At 37.7% G+C, this 3,373-nt stretch carries 5 protein-coding genes; all 5 read left to right on the forward strand.

The window, feature by feature from the left end; translation table 11 throughout:
* Positions 1-486, forward strand: a 486-nt coding sequence (locus ACY65O_RS18365) for an indole-3-glycerol phosphate synthase TrpC (RefSeq protein WP_462222315.1), incomplete at its 5' end; no start/stop codon positions are given.
* A gap of 1 nt (position 487) precedes the next feature.
* The gene (locus ACY65O_RS18370) at positions 488-1,117 is read left to right on the forward strand and encodes a phosphoribosylanthranilate isomerase (RefSeq protein ID WP_462222316.1); all 630 of its coding nucleotides are present in this window, start codon (positions 488-490) and stop codon (positions 1,115-1,117) included.
* Between the two features lie 58 nt (positions 1,118-1,175).
* On the forward strand, positions 1,176-1,802 hold the full coding sequence (locus ACY65O_RS18375) for a phosphoribosylanthranilate isomerase (protein WP_462222317.1): 627 nt from the start codon (positions 1,176-1,178) through the stop codon (positions 1,800-1,802).
* Positions 1,803-1,993: 191 nt separating this feature from the next.
* Positions 1,994-2,479: a GNAT family N-acetyltransferase gene (locus ACY65O_RS18380; RefSeq protein WP_462222318.1), complete on the forward strand. Its 486-nt coding sequence runs from the start codon at positions 1,994-1,996 to the stop codon at positions 2,477-2,479.
* A 219-nt stretch (positions 2,480-2,698) separates the two neighbouring features.
* Positions 2,699-3,373, forward strand: a 675-nt coding sequence (locus tag ACY65O_RS18385) for a pyridoxal-phosphate dependent enzyme (protein ID WP_462222319.1), incomplete at its 3' end; no start/stop codon positions are given.

The following is a 3,373-nucleotide window of genomic DNA, read 5'->3' on the forward strand; positions in this document are numbered from 1 at the left end:
ATATATATATATATAAGGGATGGCATTAATATTCCCATACTGCGAAAAGATTTTGTTTTTGATGAATACCAAATTGCAGAATCAAAAGCATTGGGTGCAGACGTAATTTTATTAATTGCGGCCAGCCTTACTGCAAAAGAAGTAAAACGATTAGCTACATTTGCAAATAATATTGGCCTGGAAGTATTGCTGGAATTACATGGTGAAAAAGAGCTGGATCATATTTGCGATGCCACAACAATAATTGGCATCAACAACCGCAACCTTAAAACTTTTGAAGTGGATATTGACAGGAGTTTGAGGATGGCCGAAAAAATTCCGGCAGAAAAAATAAAAGTGGCAGAGAGCGGAATAAGTTCGGTAGAAAATATATTTTTATTTAAACAACACGGGTTCAAAGGTTTTTTAATTGGAGAAAACTTTATGAAGGCACCCGACCCAACGATTGCTTTTGCTGCATTTGTACAACAACTAAAGCAGAAGTAAAATGAGAGTAAAAGTTTGCGGTATTACAGAGGAAGAGCAGTTACTGCAACTGCCCGGCGCCGGTGTATCTTTTGCAGGATTTATTTTTTATCCCAAGTCGCCACGCTATGTGCTGCGCCACATGACGACGAGCCAGATAAAAAAAGAAAACACGGTAAATAAAGTAGGCGTATTTGTAAACGCTTCAGCAGATGAAATTTTACAAATGGTGGATGAATGCCGTTTGCACATGGTGCAGTTGCATGGCGATGAAACACCAAAGTTCTGTGAAAAAATTGCTGATTATATTTCGGTGGTAAAAGCTTTTCGTTTTAGCGAAACCGATAATATTGGTTACCGCATACAGGAATACATGGACTATTGCGACATGTTTATGTTTGATACCGAAGGTGTGGGTTATGGTGGCACTGGTAAAAAATTGAACCTGGAAAAATTACATGGCGTTACAGTGGGCAAACCGTATTTTTTAAGTGGCATGATTGAACCTGGTGATGCAGAAAATTTAAATGCGTTTGCACAAATGCCGGAAGCAAAAGCATTATTCGCTATTGACATCAGTACCAAATTTGAAGTGCTGCCGGGAATAAAAGATATTAACTTGATTAAAAACTTTACACAACAACTAAAATAAACCTATAAGGTTTTTAAAACCTTATAGGTTTAAAAAAAGAAAAAACAACATATAGATTATGAACATTAAAGTTTGTGGCATTACACAATTAAAACAATTGCAGCAGTTAGATGGATTGAACATTGAATTTGCAGGATTAATTTTTGTAAAAGATTCTCCAAGGTATATGGGAGAAACACTGGATAAAGAAGCTGTAAAGAATGCTGATTTCGACCTGAAAAAAGTAGGCGTATTTAAAAACCCCGAAATGATTGATGTGCTGGATGCGATAGATGAATACGGTTTGGATGTGGTGCAATTGCATGGTGAAGAAAGTCCGGAAATGTGCGAAGACTTGAGCAGCGAAGTAGAAGTGATAAAAGTATTTAACATTGATGAAACCACTACCGACATTGATGCTTTAGTGGCCGATTACGATGCGGTTTGTGATTATTATTTATTTGATACCAAGGCCAATGGCGAAACCGGCGGCACCGGCAAACAATTTGACTGGAAAATTTTATCGAAAGCAAAAATTGAAAAACCTTTTTTCCTCAGTGGCGGTTTAAGTGTGGATGATATTGCTAAAATTAAAAAGTTTAAACATCCTGATTATTTTGCTGTTGATATCTATAGCAAGTTTGAGAAAGAACCGGGTGTGAAAGATATGGGGCAGGTGTTGTTGTTTAAGCAGGGGATGACGTAGAGCCCCCTCCGCCCCCTGAAGGGGGAACCATGGAAGAGATTGTTGCGAAGATTGTGCAAGACATAATTAAAGATGAATAAAGTATTGTTCTTGATGTGGAAGATAAAATGTTTGATAAAGATTTGAAGTGCCACTCCCTCTCTTTTGGAGAGGGAGTTGGAGAGGGAGGTCGGTTAGCGAAATGTAACGTAATGATCAAAATAGAAATTTATACAGAAAAATATAAAACTGACATTGCAGCGCTGATTTTAAATATACAGAACAACGAATTTAATGTGCCACTTACAATTGCAGATCAGCCAGATTTATTAGACATTAAAAATTTTTATTTTAAAAAGAAAAGCAATTTTTGGGTGGCGGTAGAAGATGAAAAATTAATTGGCACTATTGCATTAATTGATTTCGATAATGAGCAGGCGGCATTAAGAAAAATGTTTGTAGATGCAGCTTACCGGGGAAGAGAAAAAGCAGTTGGCCAATTACTGATGAATAAACTGATTGATTGGTGCAGACAAAAAAAAATTAATGAAATTTATTTGGGTACGGTAGAGCAACTGCATGCGGCAAAAAAGTTTTACGTAAAAAATGGGTTTGTAAAAATTGATAAAAGTGAACTGCCGGAAAATTTTCCGTTGATGCAGGTGGATACGGAGTTTTTTAAATTGAGGATTGAATAGGATAAATAAAAAGCAATATTTTAATTACGTGAAAATAATACAAGAGAAAGAGAAGAATTTGTTTACTTGCCCGTGTTGTGGTTGTTTCCTCTTTAATAAAAGCTCAATAAAGATATGCTGCACAAGAGTGTCTCGCCTTAGGCCAGACCAATGCAGCTGAACAAAGAAATCCAGCTCGTAACAAAACAACATTTGGCAAAGCCAAATTAAAAATATAACATGAACTACACAGTAAACGAACACGGTTATTACGGCAATTTTGGCGGGGCATTTATTCCGGAAATGCTTTACCCCAATGTGCAAACCCTGCAGGAAAATTATTTAAAAATAATTTATGAGGAAGGGTTTCAAAAAGATTTTTGGGATTTGCTGAGGGATTATGTGGGCAGGCCAACACCATTGTTTTTAGCAGAGCGGTTGAGTGCAAAGTACGGTGCCACCATTTATTTAAAGCGGGAAGATCTGTGCCATACCGGCGCACATAAAATTAATAATACCATCGGGCAAATTTTACTGGCGGAGCGGTTAGGAAAAAAAAGAATTATTGCGGAAACGGGTGCCGGTCAGCATGGTGTGGCAACAGCAACGGTGTGTGCATTAAAAGGTTTGGAATGCATTGTGTACATGGGGGAAAAAGATATTGAGCGGCAAGCGCCTAATGTTGCCCGTATGAAGATGCTTGGCGCAACAGTTATACCTGCAACCAGCGGCAGCAAAACATTAAAAGATGCAACGAATGAAGCGATACGTGACTGGATAAATAATCCTGTTGATACACATTATATTATTGGCAGTGTGGTGGGGCCACATCCTTATCCGGATATGGTGGCAAGGTTTCAAAGTGTAATAAGCGAAGAAATAAAAAAACAATTGGTAGAAAAAACCGGCAGCGAA

Origin of the sequence: Ferruginibacter sp. (genome assembly GCF_031430955.1) — a bacterium.
Classification (GTDB): Bacteria; Bacteroidota; Bacteroidia; order Chitinophagales; family Chitinophagaceae; genus Ferruginibacter.